Origin of the sequence: Microbacterium festucae, from assembly GCF_025421715.1 — a bacterium.
Lineage (GTDB): Bacteria > Actinomycetota > Actinomycetes > Actinomycetales > Microbacteriaceae > Microbacterium > Microbacterium festucae.
On sequence record NZ_JAOEFC010000006.1, the window covers coordinates 1 to 21848 of the forward strand.

General features: G+C 69.0%; 20 protein-coding genes. 18 read left to right on the top strand and 2 right to left on the bottom strand.

Features of this window, described 5'->3' with window-relative positions:
• The first annotated feature begins 404 nt into the window (after positions 1 to 404).
• The 3 genes from N3K63_RS15060 (at position 405) to N3K63_RS15070 (ending at position 4020) form a co-directional block, all read left to right on the top strand.
• Positions 405 to 1781, top strand: coding sequence for an O-antigen ligase family protein (locus N3K63_RS15060; protein WP_261581032.1), 1377 nt, complete (start codon positions 405 to 407; stop codon positions 1779 to 1781).
• Positions 1782 to 1925: 144 nt separating this feature from the next.
• Entirely contained in the window at positions 1926 to 2909 is a 984-nt protein-coding gene (locus N3K63_RS15065; protein WP_261581033.1) for an aldo/keto reductase, read from the top strand.
• A gap of 208 nt (positions 2910 to 3117) precedes the next feature.
• Positions 3118 to 4020, top strand: coding sequence for a hypothetical protein (locus N3K63_RS15070; RefSeq protein WP_261581034.1), 903 nt, complete (start codon positions 3118 to 3120; stop codon positions 4018 to 4020).
• 39 nt (positions 4021 to 4059) lie between these two features.
• On the opposite strand, the gene N3K63_RS15075 is transcribed toward N3K63_RS15070, so the two are convergent.
• A complete protein-coding gene (locus N3K63_RS15075) occupies positions 4060 to 4602 on the bottom strand; it encodes a GNAT family N-acetyltransferase (protein ID WP_261581035.1) in 543 nt (180 codons plus the stop codon).
• Positions 4603 to 4686: 84 nt separating this feature from the next.
• Here N3K63_RS15075 and N3K63_RS15080 point away from each other — a divergent pair, with 84 nt between their 5' ends.
• From N3K63_RS15080 to N3K63_RS15135, 12 genes are all read left to right on the top strand, one after another.
• Positions 4687 to 4983, top strand: a complete 297-nt coding sequence (locus N3K63_RS15080; protein ID WP_261581036.1) for a DUF1905 domain-containing protein — start codon at positions 4687 to 4689, stop codon at positions 4981 to 4983.
• A gap of 278 nt (positions 4984 to 5261) precedes the next feature.
• A complete protein-coding gene (locus N3K63_RS15205; protein ID WP_315943097.1) occupies positions 5262 to 5660 on the top strand; it encodes a prepilin-type N-terminal cleavage/methylation domain-containing protein in 399 nt (132 codons plus the stop codon).
• A gap of 85 nt (positions 5661 to 5745) precedes the next feature.
• Entirely contained in the window at positions 5746 to 6177 is a 432-nt protein-coding gene (locus N3K63_RS15090) for a type IV pilus modification PilV family protein (protein WP_261581037.1), read from the top strand.
• The gene (locus tag N3K63_RS15095; RefSeq protein WP_261581038.1) at positions 6174 to 6698 is read left to right on the top strand and encodes a type II secretion system protein; all 525 of its coding nucleotides are present in this window, start codon (positions 6174 to 6176) and stop codon (positions 6696 to 6698) included. The genes N3K63_RS15090 and N3K63_RS15095 overlap by 4 nt, the downstream gene beginning before the upstream one ends.
• The gene (locus N3K63_RS15100) at positions 6689 to 8449 is read left to right on the top strand and encodes a polymer-forming cytoskeletal protein (RefSeq protein ID WP_261581039.1); all 1761 of its coding nucleotides are present in this window, start codon (positions 6689 to 6691) and stop codon (positions 8447 to 8449) included. Before N3K63_RS15095 ends, N3K63_RS15100 begins: the two co-directional genes overlap by 10 nt.
• Complete coding sequence (locus N3K63_RS15105) at positions 8446 to 9297, top strand: prepilin peptidase (protein ID WP_261581040.1); 852 nt, start codon at positions 8446 to 8448, stop codon at positions 9295 to 9297. Before N3K63_RS15100 ends, N3K63_RS15105 begins: the two co-directional genes overlap by 4 nt.
• Positions 9298 to 9333: 36 nt before the next feature.
• Positions 9334 to 10389: a pilus assembly protein PilM gene (gene pilM, locus N3K63_RS15110; protein ID WP_261581041.1), complete on the top strand. Its 1056-nt coding sequence runs from the start codon at positions 9334 to 9336 to the stop codon at positions 10387 to 10389.
• Complete coding sequence (locus tag N3K63_RS15115) at positions 10389 to 11069, top strand: hypothetical protein (RefSeq protein WP_261581042.1); 681 nt, start codon at positions 10389 to 10391, stop codon at positions 11067 to 11069. Before pilM ends, N3K63_RS15115 begins: the two co-directional genes overlap by 1 nt.
• Entirely contained in the window at positions 11066 to 11746 is a 681-nt protein-coding gene (locus N3K63_RS15120; RefSeq protein ID WP_261581043.1) for a hypothetical protein, read from the top strand. The genes N3K63_RS15115 and N3K63_RS15120 overlap by 4 nt, the downstream gene beginning before the upstream one ends.
• A gap of 1 nt (position 11747) precedes the next feature.
• Entirely contained in the window at positions 11748 to 12893 is a 1146-nt protein-coding gene (locus N3K63_RS15125) for a type IV pilus twitching motility protein PilT (protein WP_261581044.1), read from the top strand.
• Positions 12893 to 14134 carry a type II secretion system F family protein gene (locus N3K63_RS15130; RefSeq protein WP_261581045.1) on the top strand — a complete coding sequence of 414 codons (1242 nt, stop codon included), beginning with the start codon at positions 12893 to 12895 and terminating at the stop codon, positions 14132 to 14134. The genes N3K63_RS15125 and N3K63_RS15130 overlap by 1 nt, the downstream gene beginning before the upstream one ends.
• 117 nt (positions 14135 to 14251) lie before the next feature.
• Entirely contained in the window at positions 14252 to 15676 is a 1425-nt protein-coding gene (locus N3K63_RS15135; protein WP_261581046.1) for an HNH endonuclease, read from the top strand.
• Positions 15677 to 15761: 85 nt separating this feature from the next.
• Here N3K63_RS15135 and N3K63_RS15140 read toward each other — a convergent pair whose 3' ends face one another.
• On the bottom strand, positions 15762 to 17432 hold the full coding sequence (locus N3K63_RS15140; protein WP_261581047.1) for a GspE/PulE family protein: 1671 nt from the start codon (positions 17430 to 17432) through the stop codon (positions 15762 to 15764).
• Positions 17433 to 17570: 138 nt separating this feature from the next.
• Here N3K63_RS15140 and N3K63_RS15145 point away from each other — a divergent pair, with 138 nt between their 5' ends.
• The 3 genes from N3K63_RS15145 to N3K63_RS15155 all read left to right on the top strand — a co-directional run bounded on the left by N3K63_RS15145 (position 17571) and on the right by N3K63_RS15155 (position 21758).
• A complete protein-coding gene (locus N3K63_RS15145) occupies positions 17571 to 18620 on the top strand; it encodes a YihY/virulence factor BrkB family protein (protein ID WP_261581048.1) in 1050 nt (349 codons plus the stop codon).
• 145 nt (positions 18621 to 18765) lie between these two features.
• Complete coding sequence (locus tag N3K63_RS15150) at positions 18766 to 21219, top strand: glycogen/starch/alpha-glucan phosphorylase (RefSeq protein WP_261581050.1); 2454 nt, start codon at positions 18766 to 18768, stop codon at positions 21217 to 21219.
• Between the two features lie 251 nt (positions 21220 to 21470).
• A complete protein-coding gene (locus N3K63_RS15155; RefSeq protein WP_261581049.1) occupies positions 21471 to 21758 on the top strand; it encodes a GIY-YIG nuclease family protein in 288 nt (95 codons plus the stop codon).
• Positions 21759 to 21848: the final 90 nt, after the last annotated feature.

Here is a 21848-nt window from a genome sequence, read left to right on the forward strand (position 1 = left end):
CGCCACGCCCAAGGCCTGACGCGCCGCTCACGCGAAGGGGCCGGGGGAGCATCCCCGGCCCCTTCGCCGCCCCCGCCCACCCCCCGTTCGTTGAGCGAGCGCAGCGAGTCGAAACGCACCCCCGCCCCCTCACCCCCCCGTTCGTTGAGCGAGCGCAGCGAGTCGAAACGCCCTCCGCCCCCCGGTCGTTGAGCGAGCGCAGCGAGTCGAAACGCCCTCCGCCCCCCGGTCGTTGAGCGAGCGCAGCGAGTCGAAACGCACCCCCACCGGTCCAGCGAGCCGCGCGTCACAGTCGCCTGCGTCGGCTACGATCCCGGAAACGCATGACTGTCGTCGTGCGCCCCCGAGATCGCCGCGGCGTACGCGCTTGTCGGCTCCCACCGCACAGGAGAGCCCTGCCGCCAGTGAATGCGTTCCGACGGGTCTTGCATGCGCAGAATCTGCGCGAGGCGTTCACGAACGTCCCCGATGTCTTCTACGACAGGGCGGCGACGGTTCTGATCGCCTACTGGCTGGTCGCGCCCTTGCCTCTGTGGTGGCTGGGTGAGGCGATCGGCCTGGACATCGGATTCATCCAGTGGATGAACCTGCAGGTGGGGATAGGCGCGCTCGTGCTCGGCGCTCTGGTCGTCGGTGCGCGGTTGTCAGGCGCCGGTATTGCAGCCGCGCGCGACCCTCAGCGCGACAACCTTCCGCTGCTGCTGTTCGGTGTGTTCCTCGTTCTCGCTGTGATCGCGTCGATCGTCAATCCCACGTATGCAGGGTGGGCGGGTGAGCAGTATCGCCGCGAATCGATCTTCGCCTTCATGAGTTACGTCGGATTCTTCTTCGTCGCCAGCCAGATCCTCGCCCGCGCACGTCGGCGCCTCATCCTCGCCCTCGTGGTGACGCTGGCGTTCGTCACCTGCGTCGTGACCTTATGGTCGGCGCTCGCGGAAGGGTGGGCGAGTGGAGATTGGTCGGTCGCGCTCCGTTCCATCGCCTACTTCCATCAGTTCAACCATTACGGCTACCTGCTGGCCGTGGCTTCCGCGCTCGCCGCAAGCGGCGCGCTCGTCGCCCACCGCCGCACCGTCCGATGGATCCTGCTCGCTTTGTTCGGTGTCACGCAGATCACGCTCATCCTCAATGACACGCTCGGCGCCTACATCGCCATGATGGCCGGCTGTGTGCTCGTGGTCGTGTGGATGGCATTGATCCGTCGGCTGAGGGCGAGACGAGTGGTCGCCGTCATCGCGGTCGTCCTGGCGGTGCACGTGCTCGCTGAGATTCTGGGCGCGGGCACGCTCGCGGAGTTCGGGTCTCTCAGCGACGACGTGCAGGCCGTTTCCGCAGGGGCGGCGGACGCGGCATCAGCGGGAACAGGTCGCTGGGGGCTCTGGATGACGACGCTCGAGCAGATCTCGACGAGTCCTTGGCTCGGTCACGGCATCGAGGGCATCGCCGACCTCCTTCCGCACGGGTTCGGGCGCCCCCACAACGAGTACCTGCAGTACGCGGTGTTCTTCGGAATTCCTGCTCTCATCGCCTACCTCGGCGCGGTGAGCGTCGTGTTCGTGAGGCTCGCGCGTCGGGGCCGTGCCGTCGACGAGGTGACCGTGTGCGCCGCCGCAGGAGCGGGCGTCTATCTGCTCTCCGCCTGCTTCGGGAACACGATGTACTACACCGCGCCGCTGCTCTTCCTCTTGCTCGGCATCGCTTGGGCCGGCGTGCGCGCGCCCGGCATCCGCGGAGGAACACAGGAGCGCATGGAGCAAACGAAGTCCCCTCTCGGTGGTTAGGCCGAGCGCCCCCACCCCCGGGTCGACAGAGGTCCGCACCCCCGGTCGTTGAGCGAGCGCAGCGAGTCGAAACGCGCCTCCACCCCGGTCGTTGAGCGAGCGCAGCGAGTCGAAACGCACCCCCACTGCGCCTACGCTGAACGCATGCAACGTCGCCCCCTCGGCCGCACCGGTCGCACCGTCTCCCCGATCGGCCTCGGCACCTGGCAGTTGGGGGCCGACTGGGGCGATGTCTCCGAAGCCGACGCGCTGGCGGTGCTCTCGGCATCCGCAGACGCGGGCGTGACGCTCTTCGACACGGCCGACGTCTACGGCGACGGGCGCAGCGAGCAGATCATCGGGCGTTTCCTCACGGCGCGTCGTGACCACGGCATCACGGTGGCGACCAAGATGGGCCGCCGGCTCGCGCAGGAGCCCGAGAATTACACGCCCGAGAACTTCCGCGCCTGGACCGATCGCTCGCGCCGCAACCTCGGTGTCGACACCCTCGACCTGGTGCAGCTGCACTGTCCGCCGAGCGCGGTGATCGACGCGGATGCCACGTATGACGCGCTCGACGAGCTCGTGGCGTCCGGGGCGATCGCCGCCTACGGGGTGTCGGTCGAGACGTGCGCGCAGGCGCTGTCCGCGATCGCACGCCCCGGCGTGACGAATGTGCAGATCATCGTGAACCCCTTCCGGCTGAAGCCTCTCGACGAGGTGCTGCCGGCCGCGGCCGACGCCGCCGTGTCGGTCTTCGCGCGCGTGCCTTTGGCGTCGGGGCTGCTCAGCGGAAAGTACTCGGCGTCGACGCAGTTCGCCGCGAACGACCACCGCGCCTACAACCGCCACGGCGAGGCCTTCGACAAGGGGGAGACGTTCTCGGGCGTCGATTTCGAGACGGGCCTGCGCGCCGTCGAGGAGCTATCGGATGCCGTTCCGGATGGACTCTCGCTGCCGGCGGCGACGCTCGCATGGGTCGCGTCGCGGCCCGGAGTGACCTCGGTCATCCCGGGTGCGCGCGATGTCCGTCAGGCCGAAGCCAACGCTGCGGCGGGAACCGTCGACGCCGATTTGACGGGGTTCGAGGCCGCGGTCGTCGACGTCTACGACCGCCTGCTGCGCGCCGAGATCCACCCCCAGTGGTAACCCCCTCCCTCCGCCCCCACCCCCTCCCCACCCGTTCGTTGAGCGAGCGCAGCGAGTCGAAACGCCCCTGCACTCCCGTTTCGTTGAGCGAGCGCAGCGAGTCGAAACGCCCCACCCCGGGCCGCCGCCCCCGTTCGTTGAGCGAGCGCAGCGAGTCGAAACGCCCCACCCCGTTGCCTCATCCCGCCCCGCCGACGAGCATGGACTCATGCCCTCGACGCGCGCCCGCACGGCATCCTGGACCGCCGGCATCCTCGCCGCTGCGGTCGTGGTGATCGCGTCGTTCGCCGCCTTCGCAGCGCCGGGGGAGCCGACAGCAGACCCGACACCAAGCGCGACCGCGACCCCCACACCGACCGCGACCCCCACACCGATCCCGACCCCCGCACCGATCCGCGGGGCACCCGAGAACACCGCCGAGTACGACCCGACCGCCCTGCCCGCCATCGATGTCTGGTCGGTGACGCCCGGCATCCCCGTCGACGACGACCCGTTCGGAGCGCTCACGGGTCTGCTCGCGCAACCGCGCACGGCGGCGCCGATCTTCGCCGACCCGGCGGGCGAGCCCCTCGGATATCTGCCGTCTACGGCCACGTACGGCGGCACGATCGTGCCGGTGATCACCCGTGATACCCATTGGGTGAAGGTGCTGCTCGCAGGGCGGCAGGGAGTGCCGCCGGCCGGTGACGCCACGCAGACGGTCGGGTGGCTTCGGGTCTCCGACGTGTACCTCTCGCACGTCGAGCAGTCGGTCGAGGTCTCGCTCGGCAACCGCACGATCGACATCGTCGGGGCTGCGGGAGTCGAGCGTGTCGCGAACGATTTCGCGTGGGGCAAGGACGCCACGCCCACGCCGCTCGGCCGCACCTTCGTCATGCTCACCGCTGTCGTCCCCGAGCACGAATACACCGAGGGGCATCCGCTCGTGTATCTCGGAGCGCAGTCTCCCACCCTCGCGGGGTTCGACGGGGGAGTGGTCGCCGTCACCGCGTTCCACTACTACAAGACCCGGTCAGGCGACAATTCGTTCGGCTGCATCTACCTCGATGCACCGGCCATCGATCGCCTGGCGCAGTTGCCGGCGGGAACGCCCGTCATCATCCGGCCGTGATCGCCCACGTCGGGCCAGCGTGAGCGCGAAGAGTGGTGCTCAGCTCGACACGTCGATCGGAACGCGCCCCTCACCCTCCGGCGAGGGATCGCTCGCCAGCCGCGCGTGTGTCTCGACGTCGAAGCGCTCGGTACCGTAGCGCAGCTTCTCGCGCTCGATGCCCTCCGCGGCGAATCCGACTGTCGTGGCCACGCGGCACGACGCGGGGTTGTTCACCCGGTGGCCCAGCTCGAGGCGATGGATGCCGTCGGCGAAGGCGCGATCGCAGACCGCGAGCAGGGCGCTGGTCGCCAATCCTCGCCCCCGCGCGACCGGCGCGAGCCAGTACGACACCCATGCGGTGTCGTGTCGACGGTCGATCGCCGTCACGCCGATGTTCCCGACGGCGACGTCGCCCTCGACGATCGCCCAGTTCCGCGCTCGCTCGTCGAAACCGAGCGCTGACCGGATGAACGACGCCGCGGCGTCTTCGGTCGTCAGCTCCGCACCGCCGAACTGCGTGCCGAGATCGGGCGCGGCGCGTGCGGCCGAGAGCAACGCCGCGGCATCCCGGGCGGTCCACGGTCGAAGAAGCACGCTCACGCCCTCCATCGTGCCGCAATCGCCCGGTGCCGTCGTTGCCCGCGAGCGCCTGGAGGTGTCGTGGCTCGCCGATACGCTCGGCGGATGATCGTCGAGTTCACGGGAGAGGTGTACCGCTGGGCGGCACGCACGCAGGACTGGTTCTTCGTCGCGCTTCCCCCGGATGCGAGCGAGATGATCCGTGAGATCCCACGGATGCCACGGGGCTTCGGCGCTGTACGCGTCGACGCGACGATCGGCCGGAGTGGTTTCCGCACGTCGATCTTCCCCGACGCGGAGCGCGGAGCCTACGTTCTGCCCCTCAAGCGCACCGTCCGCGACGCGGAAGACATCGCGGAGGGCTCAGAGGTGTCCGTCACCCTGCACGTTCTGGACGGGTGAGCACTTGTGCAACATCCACAACTTTCGCCTCATCTGACTCAAAAACCTCAGGAATCGCTCAAGGACCAAACTGCACGTTGACAACAACATGAGAGTTCTCTCATGATTACCCCTGAAGAGGTAGAACGTCCTCGCGACCGCCTTCCGCTTCACTCAGCACAGTTTCGGCGAGCCGTCCGGCGCGCCGAGATCCCCCCGATGTGCATATTCCCCCCGGATAGGTCATTGGTGTGCCGAGTTTCCCTGTAGTCACATCCCATTCAGGAGAGGCACGCATCATGCGCAGCATCAAGAACTATGTCCAGGCGGTGAAGGCCCGTCGCGAGGAGAACGCCGACGACAAGGGCTTCTCGCTCATCGAGCTCATCGTCGTCGTCGTGATCCTCGGCGTCCTCGCCGCGGTCGCGATTCCGATCTTCCTCAATATCCAGCAGGAGGCGCGCAACAACTCGGTCAAGACGATCGCCGCTAACGCCGCATCTCAGGTTGCCGCCGCGGTGGCCAAGGACTCAACCGTTCTCCCCACCGCCGTTGACGTAACCAACCTTGAGCGGGGTACCAACCCCACAGTCGATGTCACGGTCGCAGGCACCACGATCGACAACTTCTGTGTGACCGCGACGGGTGGCGGCGCCGCGACGCCTGCCAAGGCTGGCCCGGGCTGCACGGGCTCCTAAGTACTTCCAGCGGACGAGGCCGGCCCGACCCGAACGGGCCGGCCTCGACCGGCATCCGCGACGCATCGTCCTGGGGAGGTGAGTCATGAGCGCACGCTCGAGCGACGACGGCTTCAGCCTCGTCGAGGTGGTCATCGCGATGTTCGTCCTCATGGTGCTCGCCCTCGCCGTACTTCCTCTGATGATCGGCGCGACGCGGCTGAGCGTCGACAACAAAGACCTCGCGGCGGCCAACGCTTTCGCCTCATCGCAACTCGCTGCCATCCGCGAGGACTTTCCGATCGGGGCGACGGCAACGACCAGTTGCGCCGCCCTGCAGACCCGCAAGGTCCCACTGGCTTCGGCAGTGTCTGATCCCGCCGGCACCGGCATGGCGGCAACCGTCGATGTGCTCGATGCCTGCCCCACGTCCACGACCGAATATCCCACCTCGATCCGCGTCACCGTCACCGTTCGTGACAGTTCCAGCGACGTCCTGGTGACACTCCCGACGCGCATCCGGGTATCGGCGTCATGATCGAGCGCGACGACGAGGGGATGACGCTGGTGGAACTGATCGTGGTCATCGCCGTCTCGGCGCTCTTCGTCGGTCTGCTCGCTGGCCTCTTCATCAACGGCATCAAGGCGCAGGAGCAGGCCACCGCTCGCGACCGGGCCACCGGGCAGGCGAACGTCGTCAGCAGCTCCATCGGAAGCTCCGTCCGCAATGCCGTCGCCGTGAGGGTCAGCGGATCCGGATCGCGGCTCGACGCGAGAGTGCTGACGGCCGCCGGCGGGTTCGAGTGTCGAGCCTGGGTGCTCGACGGCACCGCGCTGAGGTACAGCGCGGGCGCGACGCCGCGGTCGAGCGCCGTGTCAGGGTGGACGCCTCTCGCGACCGGAGTCGCGCCCACACTCTCCGGCGCCAAGGCGTTCGCGCTTCAAGGGACCCAGGCGATCTCGTTCGGCCTCACGATCACCGACAACGCGCAGACCGCCACCGTCACCGACGGCGCGAAGGCGCAGGGATTCAAAGCGGGAGGGGTCGCATGCTTCTGAAGCTCGATCCCGGCCTGCGGCGCCGCGACGATGACGGGTCCGTGCTCGTCTCCGTGCTCATCATCATGCTCGTCCTGACCGTCGGGGCGCTGGTGCTGTCGAGCATGGTCGTGAACACCACGGGGATGCTCGTGGGCAGCCGGAGCACAGCGCAGTCCAGAGCCGCAGCGGACGCCGGACTATCGGACACGATCGCGCGCGCGCAGCGCGGCGAGGATGTCTGCACGAACTCCACCTACTCCTCGACTTCGCCGAGGTACACCGTCTCGGTGATGTGCGACTCCGGCACGGTGACTTTCCGCGCCGTGGGCACGGGCGGTAGTTCGGGTCGCACGGTGACCGAGGCGAGTTACTCGCGCAACAGCACACCGCGCAAGCTTGCGGGCGCACTCGTCTCCGCAGCGGGCGCGCTCAACGTGTCTTCGCTGCTCGTGACCGCACCCGCCATCGATGGCGACGTCGTGCTGAACACAGGCGACTTCGACTGCAACAACTCGATGGACATCAGCGGTGACCTCATCATCCGCAACGGCCACGCCAAGCTGTCGAACGCCTGCAATATCCGCGGCGACCTCATCGTGAGCGGCTATGTGCAGATCGACAACAACGCGGTCGGCGTCGGCGGCGACGTCTACACCGGCGGCACGTTCAGTCTCACCACCGGCGCGACGATCAAGGGCAACGTGTACGCCGTCGGAGACGCCACCATCAGCAGCGGCGGCAAGATCGACAAGTCCGTGACGACGCGCGGAAAATTCACGATGGACGGTGCCGCGTCGCGCGTCAAGGGCTCGGTGTGGGCCGCGGGGGCCCTCTCCGTGCAGAACACCTTCATCGACGGCAACGTGATCTCGTCGAGCACCAGCAACGCCTACGTCTGGAACTCCACGCTCGGCGGGCTGCGTGTCGCGGGCCCGATCGTGAAGATCCAGCAGTCGACCGTCACGCACGACGTGATCTCCGCCTCGACCTCGACGAGCGAGATCCAAGCCGGGGTGACGATCGGTGGCAACCTCACGCTCGCCGGCGGCCGCACCGGCCAGCCCCCGACGGTCGCAGGAACTACGACGCTCAACGCGACGGGAGTGGTCGCTCCCGCGGCCCCGTCGATCAGTGCCCCGTGGCAGATGGATGCGAGCGCGTTCGAGTGGATCGACCTCGGATACAACGCGACAGCATGGGGCTCCTACGCCTACAAGACCACGCCGAGCTGCGACTTCCAGGGCTCCTACAACCAGGCGCACCGAGACACGATCAACGCCTACACCACCCCGACTGTCGTCGACATGCGGGGATGCGCCAACGGCAGGGTCAACCTGTATCAGGCCACGTTCCATCTGAAGACCGACGTGGTCTTCCTCGTCGGCGAGGCAGAGGCGCAGGACCTCACCGTCACGAGCGCAGACGGGAACCCCCACGCGTTCCACATCATCTCGCCCGACAACACCGCAGACAAGGCGCCGACCTGCACGAACTCCGGCTGGAAGATCAACCTCTACCACGTCACCATGTCTGACAAGATCAGCGGCATCGCCTACTCACCGTGCACGGTCGCGGTCGGCTCTGGCGGCGGCGGACGATGGAACGGCCAGGTGTACGCGGGCAAGATCACGTGGAGCGGCAACGGCACGCAGATGCAGCTCGACTATCGAGAGGTGAGCGTTCCGGGAATGGTCGTCTCGGTGGGCGGTGGTGGTGGGGCTGCGACGCCCTCGATCATCGGCGGCTTGGTCTCGCTCGGAGACGTATGACCGCGCTCGCCTGGTTCCTCGTCGCCTTCGCCGCGCTCCTCGGCCTGATCATCGGCTCGTTCCTCAACGTGGTGATCTACCGCGTGCCCGCCGGCATCCCGCTCACCCGTCCGAGCCAGTGTCCGCATTGTGACGCCCCGGTGCGCCCGTGGCAGAACGTCCCGGTGCTCTCGTGGCTTCTGCTGCGCGGCAAGTGCGCCAACTGCACATCGCCGATCTCGGTGCGCTACCCCCTCGTCGAGCTGGCGACCGGCGGCGCGTTCGCGGGGGTCGTCTGGATGCTGCTGGGGAACGACGCGTTTCGGCTCGCTTCGTTCGCCCAACGGCCGGAGGGCGGAGCGCTGGCGTTCGCGCTCATCGCGATCGCGTTCCTCTATCTGGCGGCGATCAGCATCGCCCTGACGATGATCGATCTCGACACTCGGCGTCTGCCGAACGCGATCGTGCTCCCGAGCTATGTCGTGCTCGCGGTGCTGTTCACCGGCGCCTGCCTGGCGGGCGCACCCTGGGAGGCGCTGCTGCGCGCGGCCGTCGGCGGCGCCGCGCTCTTCGCGTTCTACTGGGTGCTGCGTTTTGCGAAGCCCGGCGGCATGGGCGGGGGCGACGTCAAGCTCGCCGGCGTGCTCGGCATGGCGCTCGGCTGGGTCGGCTGGGGCACCCTCATCGTCGGCGCGTTCGCCGCCTTCCTCGTGGGGGGCGTCATCGGGATCGGGATGATGCTGGCGCATCGCGCGACCCGGAAGACCGCCATCCCGTTCGGGCCGTTCATGGTGCTGGGCGCCTGGATCGGCATCGTCGCCGGAGAGTCGATCGCCCGCTGGTACACGGGGCTTCTCGGCGTCAGCTGACGCCGAGGCGAAGACGGAAGCAAGAAGGAGGACCACATGGCCAAGACGATCGTCGGGCTGGAGATCACCGAAGAGGGGGTGCGCGCCGCCGAGGTCACCCTGGGCAAGTCTCCCGTGGTCATCGCCCATGGCTCGGTGCCGCTGCCCGAAGGGGCCGCGAAAGACTCCGAGGTCTTCGACAAGGATGCCGTCGTGCTCGCCCTCCGTCAGCTGTGGAGCCGCGCCGGCATCAAGGGCCGCAACGTCGTGCTCGGGCTCGGCAGTCGCCGCATCCTGGTGCGCGAATACACGACGACGGCCCTGCATCCCGACCTGCTGCGTCAGGCGCTTCCCTTCCAGGTGCAGGATCTGCTGCCGGTGCCCGCCGACCAGGCCGTGCTCGACTTCTACGCGACCTCGCAAGAGGGCGACCAGGTCTCCGGTCTGCTGGTGGCAGCCGTCGCCGAGACCGTCGAAGACCTCGTCGCCACGATCGGCAAAGCGAAGCTCACCGTCGACGTCGTCGACCTCGCTCCTTTCGGTCTCTCGCGTGCCATCGGCCGCGGCGCCGCCGCCGGCGAGACCGTCGCGGCCCTCTACCTGGGCGACCACACGAGCTACGTCATCGTGGCGCAAGACGGCATCCCGCGTTTCGTGCGCATCATCCCCGTCGACATCACGACCGAGGCGGTGCGGGCACGCGAGAACGCGGCGCTCGACGTCGCCCCCGAACCCGTTGTCGAAGAACTGCTCGAGACGGTTCCGGCGAACGGCGACGGCCCGCGCATGCGACGCTCGCGCTCGGCCGGGCGCGGCGTCGCGCGCGTGGGTGCGATGACCGATGCCGCGATCGACGACCTCGTCACCCGCCTCGGCAGCACGCTGCGGTTCTACGCCGACCGCGCCGCCGATCAGCCCATCACCCGCGTGCTCGTCAGCGGCGCCGGGGCCGGGGTCGACGGGGTGGTCGACGCCCTCGCCGCATCGCTGCCGATGCCGGTGCAGGCGCTCGGCGCGGTCGACATCGCGCAGATCAAGACGCCACTGAACGCCGCCGAGGAGAACTACAACCTCGTCTCCACCATCGGCCTCACGATCGGAGCATCCCACTGATGGCACTGTTCGCCTCCGGCGCCTCGGGCGCCTCGCTTCCCATCGGCGGGATGCCGCGCGTCAACCTCCTGCCGCGGTCGGTCACCGAGGGACGGGAGCGCACCTCGCTCCTCAAGCGCTGGGGATGGGGCCTCGTCGTCGCCCTCGCGGTCGTCGTCCTCACGGCCGGCGCCGCCTTCGCCTACCTCACCGTCGCGGCCACGCAACTCGCCCTCGCGACCGCCCGCACCACCACGCTGCTCGGTGAGGTAGGCGCGCTGGCGCCCGTGCGAGCGCAGTTGAGCCTGGTCGACGACCTCGGCGCCTTCCGCGGTGAGGCCATGGCGACAGACCTCGCCTGGGCGCGGGTGGCCGAGATCGTCACGCCCGCCCTTCCGTCGGGCGCGCTGGTCAGCCAGGTCGCGCTCACCGTCGGCGCGGCCCCGGTGGGGGAGGACCGCACCGCGGAAGCGGGCGTCTCGGGTACCGTGACGGTTGCGAGCGCTGACCCGCTCGACATCGTCGCCGTCGTGCGCACGCTGCGCGGCGCCGAGGGCGTGCTCGCGGTCGACGGCACCGATCTGCAGTCGGGCGCAGCGGCTGAGAACCCGGATGCCGCGGCGGGCTACACCTACCTGCTCGACATCTCGATCGATCAGAGCGTGTACACCAACGCCTTCGCAGCGGAGGTCGCACAGTGACCCTCAACAAGCAGCTCATCAACCTGCTCGGCATCCTCGTCGTCGTCGGCATCCTCATCGCCGGCATCGCGCTCATCGCCGTGCCCATGGTCGGTCAGGCGCAGACCACCGCCTCCCAGACCGCCACGGTCGAGCAGACCAACGCGGTCTACGAAGCCCAGATCGCCCAGCTCACCGCCGCCCAGGCCGACCAGGCGCAGCTCGACGCCGACACGGCCGCGCTCCGCGCCGAGATCCCGGCGTCGACTCAGTTCGACGATGTCTTCGAGATCGCGATCAACGCCGCCGTCACGCACCAGCTCACCATCCAGTCGGTCACGATGGCCGAGCCCGCACCCTGGGTCCCGCGCACGTCGGTCGCCGACGACGGCACCGCGGCCCCGGCCGAGCCTGCTCCTGCGACCGATGCGCCGGCCGAGGATGCCGCGGGCGAAGGCACGGCGGATGCCGCCGGCGACGCCGGCACGGGAGCAGCCGCCCCGGCCGCCGACCCGGCTTCGACGCCGCGCCAGCAGGCGGTCGCGACGATCACGGTGCCCGCGCCCGACTTCGAGGCGGCGACCGCCTTTGTCGACAGCCTTCAAGACGGTCTGCGACTGCTGAACCCGGTGAACTTCGAATACACGGGCGGCATCCTCACCGTCACGGTCAACACCTTCATCCGAACGGACGGCTGACATGCCCATCGACGTCACCCCGCTCACCGAGCTCCTCACCGTCGCCGCCCGCGCCAAGGCATCCGACGTGCACCTCACGGCGAACCACCTGCCGCTCATGCGTGTCGACGGCGACCTGGCCGAGATGCCCGGCCACCTCGAGCCCACGAGTGCCAACTGGCTCGAGTCGGCCATCGGGGGGATGCTCAGCAACGAACAGGTCGCCGAGTTCCGCCAGAACGGCGAGGTCGACCTCTCCATCACGGTGCCGGGTGTCGCCCGCTTCCGTGTCAACGTGTTCCGCCAGCTCGGCGCGGTGGCGGTGGCGCTGCGCTTCATCCCCGACCGCATCCGCAGCTTCGCCGAGCTCGGCGTGCCGCAGGTGGCCGCCGAGCTCGTCACCAAACCGCGCGGACTCGTGCTCGTCACCGGCCCGACGGGCTCGGGCAAGTCGACCACCCTGGCGTCGATGATCGACCTCGTCAACCAGACCCGGCCGGCGCACATCGTCACCGTCGAAGACCCGGTGGAGTTCCAGCACACGAGCAAGAAGGCGCTCATCCACCAGCGCGAGATCGGCAGCGACACCGCGTCGTTCTCCGAGGCGCTGCGTCGCGTGCTGCGACAAGACCCCGACATCATCCTCATCGGCGAGCTCCGCGACCCCGAGTCGATCTCCACCGCCCTGACTGCCGCCGAGACCGGTCACCTGGTGCTCTCGACGCTGCACACGCAGAGCGCCGCCAAGTCGATCAACCGTATCGTCGACGCCTTCCCGTCCGACCAGCAGAACCAGGTGCGCACCCAGCTCGGCGACAGCCTGCGGGGCATCATCACGCAGACGCTGCTGCCCAAGGCGCAGAGCGGCGGACGCGTCATCGGCACGGAGGTGCTGGTCAACACGCCCGCCATCGCCAACCTCATCCGCGAGGGCGAGATCAGCCAGATCTACTCGATGCTGCAGGCGGGCGGATCGCTCGGCATGCACACGCTCGATCAAGACCTCAAGCGTCTCGTCGAAGACGGCTCGATCTCGCTGGCGCTCGCGAAGGAAGTCGCCGAAGACCCGAAGTCGTTCGACGAGGTGCGCGTGCGCCCCCTCGACTACGACGCCGAGTCGTGGACGACCCACTCCGCCGACCGTCAGACCGTGGGCTGGGGGCACTGATGCCGCTGGTCGAGGAGTACACCTATCGGGCGGTCGATGCCAGCGGCGGCGGAGTCGTCAAGGGCACCATCGAGGCGACGAGCGAAGGCGCGGTCGCCGCGAAGCTCCGCGCGCAGGGGCTCACGCCCCTCGAGGTGGCACTGACATCGAAGACCGGACTCAACCGCGAGATCTCGATCCCCGGGATGCAGCGCAGCGTCAAGGTTGCCGTGCTCGCGGTCTTCGCCAAGCAGATGGCCGGCCTCATCAACGCCGGTCTGCCGCTCATGCGCACCCTGTCGATCCTCATCGACCAGGCCGAAGACAAGCAGCTGCGGGCGGCGCTCTCGCAGGTGCACGATGCGGTCGAGACCGGCAGTGCGTTCTCGAGCGCTCTGGCGCAGCATCCGAATGTCTTCCCGCCGCTCATGGTGAGCATGGTGCGGGTCGGCGAGTCGGGCGGTTTCCTGGGACAGTCGCTCACGACCGTGGCCGACACCTATAAAGAGGAGGCCGAGCTTCAGAACAAGATCAAGTCGGCCACCACCTATCCGCTCATCGTGCTCGTGATCGCCATCCTCGGCGTCGTCGCGATGATCACCTTCGTCGTGCCGGTGTTCGAGGGCATGTTCAAGAACCTCGGCTCCGAGCTTCCGCTGCCCACGCAGATCCTCGTGACGCTGTCGAACAACATGTTCTGGATGCTGCCGATCATGATCGTGGCCGGCATCGTCTTCTGGTTCTGGTGGATGAAGAACCGCAACGAAGATCGCGTGCGCAAGGTCGTCGATCCGTTGAAGCTGCGGATGCCGGTCTTCGGGCCGCTGGCGACCAAGATCGCCGTCGCGCGCTTCAGCCGCGGCCTGTCGATGATGCTCAAGGCCGGTGTGCCGCTCGTGCAGGCGCTCGCGATCGTGGGTGCGGCGTCGAACAACTACAAGGTGGAGGAGGCCGTGCGGGCCGTGCAGGAGTCGGTCAAGCAGGGCCGCTCCTTCTCGACGCCTCTCGCGAAGGCGGAGGTGTTCCCGGCGATGGTGTCGCAGATGGCCGCCGTCGGGGAGGAGTCGGGCACGCTGCCCGACATGCTCGCCTCGATCGCCGACTTCTACGAGGGCGAGGTCAAGACCGCCACCGAGCAGCTGACCTCGGCGATCGAACCGATTCTCATCGTCGGCATCGGCATCATCATCGGCGGGATGGTCATCTCCCTCTACATGCCGATCTTCTCGATCTACGGCGAGCTCGGAAACAGCGGCGGCTGACGGTCGTCCGGCACAGGCCACGGGGCGCGGAGCAGGGGAGGCTCCGCGCCCCGTTCTGCGCTTTCAAGATGAGGGAAGTCTCATGGAGTTTCGAAGGAATGTTCGATAGAATCGAGCATGGCCCTCCCGCTCGATGATCTCGCCACCGCCGTCCAGGCGCTGGTCGGCCTCTGGCCGCGCGGGGCGGATGGGGCGGGTGTCATCGAAGGCACGGCGTCGGGTGACCTCATCGCGATCAACGCCGTCATCGGCACGGCGCGCCGGCTGCTCGACGCCGCGGCCTCGCAGGTCGCCGCCGAAGTGGCGCGCCAGTCGCGCCCCGAGCTGGGGCGTGACTCGCTCGCGAAGAAGCAGGGCTTCCGCAATGCGACGACGCTGCTCTCGGCCACGCTCGGCACGACAGGTGGCGACGCCGCGCGTCTCGTGCAGGTCGGCAACGCCACGGCTCCTCGGATGCTGCTCACCGGCGAGACCGCGCCGGCGAAGTATCCGCACGTCGCCACCGAGATCGCCGCCGGACGCATCGGCGCGGCGGCCGCGTCGGCGATCATCGCGATGCTCGATCGCGTCGTGATGCGCGCGGGCATCGCGGCCGTCGACCACGCCGAACAGGCCCTCGCCACCCAGGCCGCGGGCCTCACCCTCGATCAGCTCGCCAAGGTGCTCGCCCGTGCCGAGGCCTATCTCGACCCCGACGGCGTACAGCCCCGCGAAGACGAGCTCCGTTCGCAGCGGTCGCTCCATATCCGGCGCGACCGCGACGGCATGATCGTGCTCACCGCCAAACTCGACCCCGAGCACGCGGCACCGGTGAAGAACGTGATCGAGGCCATGGTCACCGCCGAACTGCAGGCGCAGCGCGACGCCGTCGCATGCGTGTCGCCCGGTGGTGGTGGCGACGGCGATGGTGGTGGCGACGGCAATGCCCCCGTCGCCGCCGACCTCGAGTCACCGCGTCGATCCATCGCGCAGATGCAGGCCGACGCGCTCGTGCGGGTCTGCGAGCACCTGCTCGGGTGCGACCACCGCGACACGCCTCTTCCCGGCGCGACCGTGGTGGTGCGCGTGAGCCTCGACGACCTCCGGTCCGGCACCGGGCACGCCACGATCGACGGCATCGACACCCCCATCTGCATCGGCACGGCGCGGCGGATGGCCGCCGACGCCGGCGTGATCCCGCTGGTTCTCGGTGGTGACAGCGACATCCTCGACTGGGGGCGCCAGAAGCGGCTGTTCACGGCCGCGCAGAAGCGAGCCCTCGTCGAGCGCGACGGCGGATGCGCGCACTGCGGTGCCCCACCCGGGATGGCGAAGGTCCACCACATCCGCTGGTGGAAACGCGACGCCGGACCCACCGACCTGCGCAACGGCATCCTGCTCTGCGACGCCTGCCACCACCTCATCCACGACGACGGGTGGGAGATCCGCATCGACGGCACCGGTGTCGAGGCGCGGGTGTGGTTCATCCCGCCGCCCTACCTCGATCCGCTGCAACGGCCGAGGCTCGGCGGACGACGGCGGTTCGACTACATCGCCGCGTGACGCCCCGGTGTCCGCGCCGCGCCCGCAACAGCAAGCGCCCGCGCCGCGCCCGTAACCTCACGCCCCGGCATCCGCCCCGCCACGCTCAGACCGAGACGCGCAGCACTTCCTCGATGGTCGTGATGCCCTGGGTCACCTTGCTGAAGCCGTCCTCGCGCAGCGACACCATGCCCTCGCTGATGGCGACGGCGCGCATCTCGGTGCCGGTCGCGTGCCCGACGACCAGCTGCTCCAGCTGCTCCGACACGGTCATCACCTCGTGCAGCGCCACGCGTCCGCGATAGCCGGTGCCCGAGCACGCCTGGCACCCGACGGCGCGGTAGAGCTGCGGGGGATCGGCGGGGTTGTGCGGGAAGCGCACCGACTCGAGCAGCTGTCGCGTCTCGACGTACGGCTCGCGGCACTTCGCGCAGAGGCGGCGGGCCAGGCGCTGGGCGACGACCGCCGACAGCGCCGTGCCGACGAGGAATGGCTCGCAGCCGATCTCGGTGAGGCGGGTGAGGGCCGACGGCGCGTCGTTGGTGTGCAGGGTCGACAGCACGAGGTGGCCGGTCAGCGCCGCCTCGATCGAGATCGTCGCCGTCTCCTTGTCGCGGATCTCGCCGACGAGCACCACATCGGGGTCGGAGCGCAGGATCGACCGCAGCGCCGCCTGGAAGGTCATCCCCGCCTTGGCGTTCACCTGCACCTGGTTGATCCCCGGCATCCGGTACTCCACCGGGTCTTCGACGGTGATGACGTTGATGCGCGGGTTCGCCACGGTGTTGAGAGCCGTGTACAGCGTCGTCGACTTCCCCGAGCCGGTCGGGCCGGTCACCAGCACCATGCCGTGCGGGCGCTCGATCGAGCCCCGGAACCGCTTCTCGTTGATCATCGAGAAGCGCAGGTCCTGCATCGTCAACGACTGGGCCGAGCTGTCGAGGATGCGCATGACGATCTTCTCGCCCCACACCGTCGGCAGCGTTGCCAGTCGCAGGTCGATCTGACGGCCGTCGTGATGCACCGACAGGCGTCCGTCCTGAGGTTTGCGCCGCTCCGCGATGTCGACGGATGCCATGATCTTCAGGCGCGAGATCACCCCGTCCTGGATCGCCCGGTCGGCCCGCTGCATCTCGTGCAGCACGCCGTCGATGCGGTAGCGCACGGTCAGCTGCTTCTCGCCCGGCTCGATGTGGATGTCGCTCGCGCGGTCGGTGATCGCCTGCGAGATCAGCAGGTTCACGAACCGCACGATCGGCGCGTCGTCGGTGGTGTCCTCGATCGACTCCGTCGCGCCCGGCCCGCCCTCGGCGGCGGCGATCTCGCCGATCTGCTCAGACAGGTCGCTGAGCTCCTCATCCGAGCGCAGGAACCGCGAGAACGCGGCGTTCAGCGCGTCGGCGGAGATGACGGCGGGGCGGATGTTGAGTTCGGTGGCGCTGGTGACGTCGTCGATCGCGATGAGATCGGTCGGGTCGACCATGCCGATGGTCAGGGCGCGCCTGCCGCGTTCGAGGGGGATGAGCCGGTAGCGGCGGCACAGCGCCGGCGGCACGAGGGCGATGATGTCGGCCGACAGCGTGACGGCCGAGAGGTCGACGAACTGGTAGCCCGTCTGCGCGGCGATGCCCTCGGCGATCTGCGCCTCGGTGGCCAGCCGGGTCGACACGAGGCGCGCGCGAAGCTCCTCGCCCTCGCCGAATTCGGCGACCGCGTCCCACATGTCCTCGGCGCGAACAACCCCAGTGCGCACGAGGGTTTCCGCGAGTCCCTTCACGAAATACCCCTCTCCTGGCGTTAGTCTATGCCGCCACCGGCATCGGTGTGAATAGTGAGATTCGTGTGACTGCTGTGATCGCCCGGCGGTGATGTCAAGCCCCGCGCCCGGGAGAGTGGCCGCCCCTATCCTGGGCGCATGGACGTCTCGAAGATCACGGCGTGGGCCCTGCAGAAGAAGCCGGTGCGAGCCTTCCTCCGCTACAGCGAGCACAACGGCGCCCTGCTCGCCGACAGCGTCACCTACCGCGCACTGTTCTCGATCTTCGCGGGCGTGCTCCTGGGCTTCTCCGCCGCCGCGCTCTGGCTGAGCGGCAACCCCGCCGCCTGGCAGGCGCTCCTCGACGCGGTCGACAACGTCATCCCCGGCCTCGTCGGCGACGACGGCATCATCAAGCCCGATGCGATCGAGGCCCCCGCGGGTCTGTCGATCGCCGGAGCCATCGCCCTGATCGGACTCATCGGCGCGGCCATCGGCGCGATCGGGTCGCTGCGCACCGCGATGCACACCCTCGCCGACAAGCCCACCGGCGACCTCGCGTTCTACTGGGTGCTGCTGCGCAACCTCGCCATCGCGATCGGCACCGCCGTGGCCCTCGGCGCCTCGGCGGTGATCACCGTGCTGGGCACAGCCGGCCTCGGCATCGTCGCCGACTGGTTCGGCCTCTCGTCCGACGATCCGCTCCTCACCTTCGGCACCCGGGCGCTGTCGATCCTCGTGACCTTCGCGCTGGATGCCGTGGCGATCGCCCTCCTGTTCCTGCTGCTGTCGGGGGTGCGCGGCGCGGGCCGGGCGATCCTTCCCGGCGCGCTGCTGGGCGGGCTCGGGCTCACCGTGCTGCAGACCCTGTCGGGCCTGTTCGTCGGGGGAGCCTCGTCCAACCCGCTGCTGGCCTCGTTCGCCGCGCTCATCGCGCTGTTGCTGTGGGTCAACCTCTCGGCGCAGGTCATCCTGATCGCCACCGCCTACATCGTCGAGGGCGCCCTCGAAGCGGGCGACCGCGTGCGGGTGCGCCACGGCGCGCCCACCTTCGTGCACCGACGCGTGCAGAAGGCCGAGGATGCCGTGGGCCTGGCCACCGAAGAGCTGCGCGCCGCCCGCGACGCCCTCGCCGAGCAGGACGCCGGCCAGAGCGCCGGCCAGGCCGCCGGCGCCGACACGAAGCCGCCCCGCACCGCAGCGCGCTAACGGCACATCACGGCTCTGTTAACTCTCCGGTTTTCCCCGCTGTGAACGGTCACGGGCGCGGGGGCGAGTGTGTAGTTTCGACTACGTGACCGCATCCGACATCACACCCCACGCCACCGCCCACCCGACCGGCGCCACCCACCCGCTGGCCCTGGCTCCCGTCGCCGGGCCCGCCAGCACGGTCGACGGCTTCGTGCGCCAGTTCCTGCGCAACCTCAACTACGAGCGCGGGGTGCCGCTGTCGGCCTCCAGTGCCAACGACCGCTACTTCGCGTTCGCCATGACGGTGCGCGACTACCTCATGGCGCGCTGGCTCGAAGACCAGAAGCGCCAGCGCGAGGCGCAGGCCAAGGGCGTGGCCTACCTGTCGGCCGAGTACCTGCTCGGGCGCCAGCTCGACAACAACCTGCTCGCGAGCGGCCTGACCGACATCGCCACCGAGGCGATGGCCGCGTGCGGCATCGACATCGACGCGCTGCGCGACCGCGAGGTCGAGCCGGGGCTCGGCAACGGCGGCCTCGGACGCCTCGCGGCCTGCTTCATCGACTCGCTCGCCACCCTCGGCGTCCCCAACGTCGGCTACGGCATCCGCTACGAGTACGGCATCTTCCGCCAGACCTTCCGCGACGGCCAGCAGGTCGAGCAGCCCGATTCGTGGCTCGAGCTCGGCTCGCCGTGGGAGTTCCCGCACCCCGAGGCCGCCCAGACCATCTCGTTCGGCGGTCACACCGAGACCTACGACGACGAGGGCGTCACCCGCAACCGCTGGGTGCCGGGCTGGAACGTGCTGGCCGTGCCCTACAACTACATGGTCCCCGGATACCTCAACGGGCGCGTCAACACGCTGCGCCTGTGGAGCGCCCGCGCCACCAACTCGTTCGACCTGCGGGTGTTCAACTCCGGCGACTACGAAGAGGCGGTGCGCGCCCAGACCTTCGCCGAGAACATCTCCAAGGTGCTCTACCCCGAAGACTCCACCCCGCAGGGCAAGGAGCTGCGCCTCCAGCAGCAGTACTTCTTCGTCGCGGCATCCATCAGCGACTTCCTCGAGGGCCTGCCCGCCGACTTCGACTTCGCGAAGCTGCCCGAGCGCATCATCTTCCAGCTCAACGACACCCACCCGGTCATCGGTGTGCCCGAGCTCATGCGCGTGCTCGTCGACGAGAAGAAGATGGCGTGGGATGCTGCGTGGGCCATCACGCAGCAGTGCTTCGCCTACACGTGCCACACCCTGCTGCCCGAGGCGCTGGAGGTCTGGTCGGTCGACCTGCTCGGACGCCTCCTGCCGCGTCACCTCGAGATCATCTACCGCATCAACGAGGAGTTCCTCGTCGAGGTGCGCCAGCGCTTCGGCGACGACGAGCTGCGCATCCGCAACATGTCGATCATCGGCGAGTTCCCCGAGCGCTCGGTGCGCATGGCCTTCCTCGCCACCGTCGCCGGCGCCAAGGTCAACGGCGTCGCCGAGCTGCACTCGCAGCTGCTGCGCGACAAGGTGCTCCCCGACTTCGACGAGTTCTACCCGGGCAAGTTCACCAACGTCACCAACGGCGTGACCCCGCGCCGCTTCGTGCGCCTGTCCAACCCCGGTCTGTCGCACCTGATCACGGATGCCATCGGCACGGGCTGGCTCACCGACCTCGAGCGGCTGCGCGAGCTCGAGGTGTACGCCGAAGACCCGCAGTTCCGCGAGCAGTTCGCCGCGGTGAAGGCGGCCAACAAGCGCCGCCTGTCGGAGGTGCTGCGCGTGCGCGACGGCGTCGAGGTCAGCGACGGCCACATGCTCGACGTCATGGTCAAGCGCCTCCACGAGTACAAGCGCCAGATGCTCAAGGTGCTGCACATCGTCACCGAGTACGAGGCGATCGCCTCGGGCCGGGTCGCGGCATCCGACATCCAGCCGCGCACGTTCATCTTCGGCGCCAAGGCAGCCCCGGGCTACGTGATGGCCAAACGCATCATCCACCTCATCAACGCGGTCGGCGGGGTCGTCAACGACGACCCGCGCGTCGAGGGGCGCCTGAAGGTGCTGTTCCCGCCGAACTACAACGTCACCCTCGCCGAGCGGCTCATCCCCGCCGCCGACCTGTCGGAGCAGATCTCCCTCGCCGGCAAGGAGGCCTCGGGCACCGGCAACATGAAGTTCGCCCTCAACGGCGCGCTCACCGTCGGCACCGACGACGGCGCGAACGTCGAGATCCGCCAGCTGGTCGGCGACGACAACTTCTTCCTGTTCGGGCAGAGCGAGCCCGAGGTGGAGGCGCTGTGGGCGAAGGGCTACAAGCCCGCCGACTTCTACCAGGCCGACGACAACCTCCGCCGTGCGATGGACCTCATCGCGTCGGGCGCGTTCTCGGGCGGCGACAAGTCGGTGTTCGAGCCGATCGTGTCGAACCTGCTCTACGACGACCGGTTCATGGTGCTGGCCGACTACTCGACCTACATCGCCGCGCAGGCGAAGGTCGACCTCGCCTACGCCGACCAGGACGCCTGGACCCGCTCGGCGATCCTCAACGTCGCCCGCTGCGGCTTCTTCTCCTCCGACCGGTCGATGCGCGATTACATCGACCGCATCTGGCACACCCCGCCCCTCCTCTGACCCCGCCCCCGGTGGTGGCGTTTCGTCTCGCTGCGCTCGCTCAACGCCCGGGGTCGGACACCGGTCGTTGAGCGAGGAGCGCAGCGACGAGTCGAAACGCGCCCCGGGTGGCAGCGTTTCGTCTCGCTGCGCTCGCTCAACGCCCGGGGGCCGGAGACCGGTCGTTGAGCGAGGAGCGCAGCGACGAGTCGAAACGCGCCCGCCTGTGGAGGGCACACGCCCCGGCATCCGCCGCCCGGTACCGTGCCGGGATGCCGTTCACGTACATGCTCCGCTGCGCCGACGGGACGCTCTACGTGGGGTCGACCGTGGATCTCGACAGGCGGCTCGAGCAGCATCGGGCCGGGCTCGGTTCGGAGTACACGCGCCGCCGACTCCCCGTGGAGCTGTACTGGTGCGGTGAGTTCGCGCGCATCGACGAGGCCTTCGGGTGGGAGAATCGGCTGCAGGGCTGGAGTCACGCGAAGCGCGAGGCCTTCGCCCAGGGCGGCCTCGACGCGGTGATCGGCTGGAGCGCCCGCCAACGGCGCACCGACTGACCCCGCCGTCCGCACGCCCCCCGGTCGTTGAGCGAGGAGCGCAGCGACGAGTCGAACGCACCCCGTGGGGCCGCGTTTCGTCTCGCTGCG

Bases quoted from the DNA above. Each gene is read 5' to 3' on its own strand.
- N3K63_RS15205 (WP_315943097.1), top strand. From the start codon at position 5,262: ATGCGCAGCATCAAGAACTATGTCCAGGCGGTGAAGGCCCGTCGCGAG.
- N3K63_RS15135 (WP_261581046.1), top strand. From the start codon at position 14,252: ATGGCCCTCCCGCTCGATGATCTCGCCACCGCCGTCCAGGCGCTGGTC.
- N3K63_RS15155 (WP_261581049.1), top strand. From the start codon at position 21,471: ATGCCGTTCACGTACATGCTCCGCTGCGCCGACGGGACGCTCTACGTG.
- N3K63_RS15125 (WP_261581044.1), top strand. From the start codon at position 11,748: ATGCCCATCGACGTCACCCCGCTCACCGAGCTCCTCACCGTCGCCGCC.
- N3K63_RS15100 (WP_261581039.1), top strand. From the start codon at position 6,689: ATGCTTCTGAAGCTCGATCCCGGCCTGCGGCGCCGCGACGATGACGGG.
- N3K63_RS15065 (WP_261581033.1), top strand. From the start codon at position 1,926: ATGCAACGTCGCCCCCTCGGCCGCACCGGTCGCACCGTCTCCCCGATC.
- N3K63_RS15070 (WP_261581034.1), top strand. From the start codon at position 3,118: ATGCCCTCGACGCGCGCCCGCACGGCATCCTGGACCGCCGGCATCCTC.
- N3K63_RS15130 (WP_261581045.1), top strand. From the start codon at position 12,893: ATGCCGCTGGTCGAGGAGTACACCTATCGGGCGGTCGATGCCAGCGGC.
- N3K63_RS15095 (WP_261581038.1), top strand. From the start codon at position 6,174: ATGATCGAGCGCGACGACGAGGGGATGACGCTGGTGGAACTGATCGTG.
- N3K63_RS15105 (WP_261581040.1), top strand. From the start codon at position 8,446: ATGACCGCGCTCGCCTGGTTCCTCGTCGCCTTCGCCGCGCTCCTCGGC.
- N3K63_RS15115 (WP_261581042.1), top strand. From the start codon at position 10,389: ATGGCACTGTTCGCCTCCGGCGCCTCGGGCGCCTCGCTTCCCATCGGC.
- N3K63_RS15080 (WP_261581036.1), top strand. From the start codon at position 4,687: ATGATCGTCGAGTTCACGGGAGAGGTGTACCGCTGGGCGGCACGCACG.
- pilM (WP_261581041.1), top strand. From the start codon at position 9,334: ATGGCCAAGACGATCGTCGGGCTGGAGATCACCGAAGAGGGGGTGCGC.
- N3K63_RS15090 (WP_261581037.1), top strand. From the start codon at position 5,746: ATGAGCGCACGCTCGAGCGACGACGGCTTCAGCCTCGTCGAGGTGGTC.
- N3K63_RS15145 (WP_261581048.1), top strand. From the start codon at position 17,571: ATGGACGTCTCGAAGATCACGGCGTGGGCCCTGCAGAAGAAGCCGGTG.